This window comes from Rheinheimera sp. EpRS3, assembly GCF_001513785.1.
GTDB lineage: Bacteria > Pseudomonadota > Gammaproteobacteria > Enterobacterales > Alteromonadaceae > Alishewanella.
The window spans coordinates 560,696-564,429 of record NZ_LNQS01000001.1 but is presented as its reverse complement, the minus strand read 5'-3'; the positions used below and the strand labels follow the sequence as shown (position 1 = coordinate 564,429).

General features: G+C 45.1%; 1 protein-coding gene. It reads left to right on the top strand.

From position 1 onward, the window contains the following. Positions 1-319 precede the first annotated feature (319 nt). Positions 320-3,700 carry a non-ribosomal peptide synthetase gene (locus tag AR688_RS02425; RefSeq protein WP_068228594.1) on the top strand — a complete coding sequence of 1,127 codons (3,381 nt, stop codon included), beginning with the start codon at positions 320-322 and terminating at the stop codon, positions 3,698-3,700. The last annotated feature ends 34 nt before the right edge of the window (positions 3,701-3,734 follow it).

Genomic DNA, 3,734 nt, shown 5'->3' with positions numbered 1-3,734 from the left:
AAATAAATCCTTTTATAATACTATTTTATAGTTGTTATTATCCTCACATCATCAGCTAATACAGCAATTTTTTCAATCCACAAGTTAAATGCAAGAGAACACAAAAACCGTAAAGCACCACTTACAGCAACAAAAAGTTAAATTTAATGTACCGATTAACATTTGTTGACTATGAAATTATTTTAGTTAAAGTCTCCAACCTAAAATATAAAAACAAATACAAATTAGAGTAACAACTCACTTTTTGTTTCTATTTTGACACAAAAGTATCAGCAGACAGGGAGCACACGGTACGTAAGTACTGCAGTAAGTGATTACTATGAATATTGAGCATCTGATCGGCAAAGCAGAACAGCATGATATTGAATTGTTTCTGGAAAATGGAAAATTGGGCTACCGGGCTTACCAATCCCAACCCAACAGGGGGCTTTTGGCTCAGTTATCGGAGCACAAGGATGCTATTCTTCACTATCTGCAGCAACAAGCTGCAAATATGCCGGATTACTGCAAGCCCCTGCCAGTATCAACCAGTCAACAACGTATCTGGACCATTGATCAGTTAGAACATGGCAGTACTGAGTTTCATATCCCTGTCGCACTGTTGCTGCCGCGTTCAGTAGATCTGTTAACATTGACAGAGCGGCTAAAAAAATTGGTCGAACGGCACTATGTGCTGCGTTGTGTCTTTACAGAGAAAGAAGGTCAGCTTTATCAGAGAGTAGATAGCCCTGACAAATTGCAGCTCAGTGTTGAAGATCTGACATATCTGCCTTACCAAAACGCCATCGCTCAGGCTCAAGCCAGAATAGCGCTGGATAATCAACAAGCATTCAATCTGGCCGAAGATCTGCCACTGCGGGCGATCCTTTTCCGTTTGCCGCAACAGCATGCCGTTATTTACCTTAATATTCACCACATTGCTGTAGATGAAAGTTCGGTAACCCAAATACTTGAAGAGTTATTGGCCGAAAACAACGTACTGCAAACCGCAGCGCCGGTGCAATACGCTGATTATGTATATTGGCAGCAGGCGTATTTACGTTCCTATGCATTTAAGCAACATCTGGCTGCCTATGTGCAATTACTTACCGACGCTCCAGCGCTGCACAGTCTGCCACTGGATTTTCCCTACAGCCCACTTACCAGTAATGCCGCGGCTCAATATAAAATCGACCTGGAGCCAGATTTAGCAGCAGCCGCTTTTGCATTATGCCAACAACAGCAATTGACACCTTTTATGCTGTTTCAGGGGGCACTGTCTGCTTTTCTCAGCATCTGGACTCGTAGTGATGACATAGTTCTCGGCACACCAAGTATTTTGCGGCCTCAAGACAAGTTTAAACAGGTGGTTGGCTGTTTCCTTAACCTGTCCGTATTGCGTAGCCAGTTTACTGCCGGTATGACGGGACTAGACGTGATGAAACAAGCTCGTCAGCTCAGCCTGAATTTACTCGACTGGCAGTCTGTGCCGTTTGAAACCCTGTTAGAGAAACTAAAACCTGAACGCAGCCCACTGTATAGCCCTTTGTTTCAAATATTATTTTCCATGCATATGCAGGGGCAACAGAATACGGATAGCAAACAAGACAGCGCAACCGCGCTAACAATTAGTAGAAATACAACCAAGTATGATCTGACGGTTCACGCCAGTGTCAGCAATCAGCATATTGCATTTAATTTTGACTACAAAACAGATTTATTTCTGCCCAGTAGCATCGAACAACTGGCTCAGGCATTCTGCCAGTTTCTGCATACTTTTATTTTGGCACCAGCAACTGACCTGGCTCAAATCAGCCTTGTTACTGAGCGGGACTCTGCCCGGCTAAAACAGTATAACGCGACAATGTTCGACTATCCGAAGAGTCTGCGTTTAGATCAACTTATTACGCAACAAGCCGAAGCGACACCTGACAATATTGCCATAGAAGCAGAGCAGTGCCTGACTTATCGTCAATTGGAACTGTACAGCGAACGTATAGCAATATCATTAGCTCATCACGGAGTGAAATCAGGTGATCACGTCGGCATTATGCTTGAACGCTCTGCGCTGATGGTCTGCACTATGCTGGCGTTAATGAAACTTGAAGCGGCCTATGTACCCCTTGATCCAGCGTACCCGCTGCAGCGGTTAAAATATATTTATCAGCGGGCTAATTGCACATTGTTAATTAGTGACACTATCGAATCAGCAACAGAATTAGGCGCCAAACATAGCTTTTCGCCTGAAACCTTATTACAGCACGCACAAACGTCAAGACCAGCAGCCACCCATTTAGGCGCAGCAGCAACGGCTTATCTGATTTTTACCTCAGGCTCTACAGGTCAACCGAAAGGCATAGCAATACAACACTGCAATGTCGTGAATTTTCTACTGTCGATGCAAAAACAGCCCGGCATTACCAGCCAGGATAAACTGCTTGCAGTAACTCCGATTTCGTTTGATATCTCAGTTCTGGAGCTCTTTTTACCACTGATTAGCGGCGCTTGCCTGGTTATTGCAGCCCAGGAACAAAGAGACGGCTTTAGTTTGTGCCAACGGTTGGAACAAGGGGATATCAGTCTGATGCAAGCCACACCTGCTGGCTGGCAAAGTGTGCTTGATGCAGGCTGGAAAGGTCAGCCAGGCTTAAAAGCGCTAAGCGGCGGTGAAATATTGCCAGCACAATTGGCTACCCAACTGACACAAAAAACAGCCGCACTGTGGAATATGTATGGGCCAACCGAAACCACCGTATGGTCTAGCATGGCTGCAGTAAATAACACGGCACAAAGCAAGATCACTATTGGCCGGCCGATCGCTAATACTGAGATCTACGTACTCACACCGAACCAGCAACTATGTGCATTTGGCCAAACCGGCGAGATCGCGATTGCAGGAGATGGTGTCAGTTCAGGCTACTACGGTCAACCCGAATTAACACTAAGCCGTTTTATCAGGATTAAAACGGCTGAGGGTGAAAAACGGGTATATCTGACCGGCGATTTAGGCCGTCTTACTTCTGATGGCCAGTTGCAGTGCCTCGGCCGTACTGATGAGCAAATCAAACTACGTGGTTTTAGAATAGAGCTGACAGAAATTGACGCTGTAATGCTGACGCTGCCGAATATTAAACAAGTTGCAACAGTGCTGCATAAACACAGCGCGGGTTCCACACTGGTTAGCTATTACTGCTCAAAACAGCCCGATACTCAGGATAACGAACTGCAATTACTGTTGCAGCTCAGGCAGCAACTACCAGCTTATATGCTGCCAGAGCGCTTGGTCATGTTGCCGCAATTTCCATTGACACCAAGCGGGAAAATTGATCGAAAAGCCCTGGCAGCATTAGCGTTGAACCAACACCGTCATAGTCATGTAGCACCTAAAACTGACCTGCAATGTCAGCTGGTTGAGTTGTGGCACAAACTTACCGGCCAAACCGATATTGGTATTACGGACAATTTTTTTGCCCTCGGAGGAGATTCTATTTCCGCAGTCAAAATTGTGCGTTTCTTGCGTGAGCAAGGCTATGACATGAATAACAAACTGTTATTTAGCCATCAGACTATTGAAGATCTGACGACTCACTTACCCCAGCTCCTTACACCTTTGACTGGAAACGTCACTGAGATACAAGTCGACGGGATCGACATGTTGCTGACAGGAGATGGCGACAACAACGACCTGACAGCCATATTAAAAGAGTTTTCAGCCCGTTGATATAAGAATAAAAATAATAACCAGGACCAATGAC

Bases quoted from the DNA above. Each gene is read 5' to 3' on its own strand.
- AR688_RS02425 (WP_068228594.1), top strand. From the start codon at position 320: ATGAATATTGAGCATCTGATCGGCAAAGCAGAACAGCATGATATTGAA.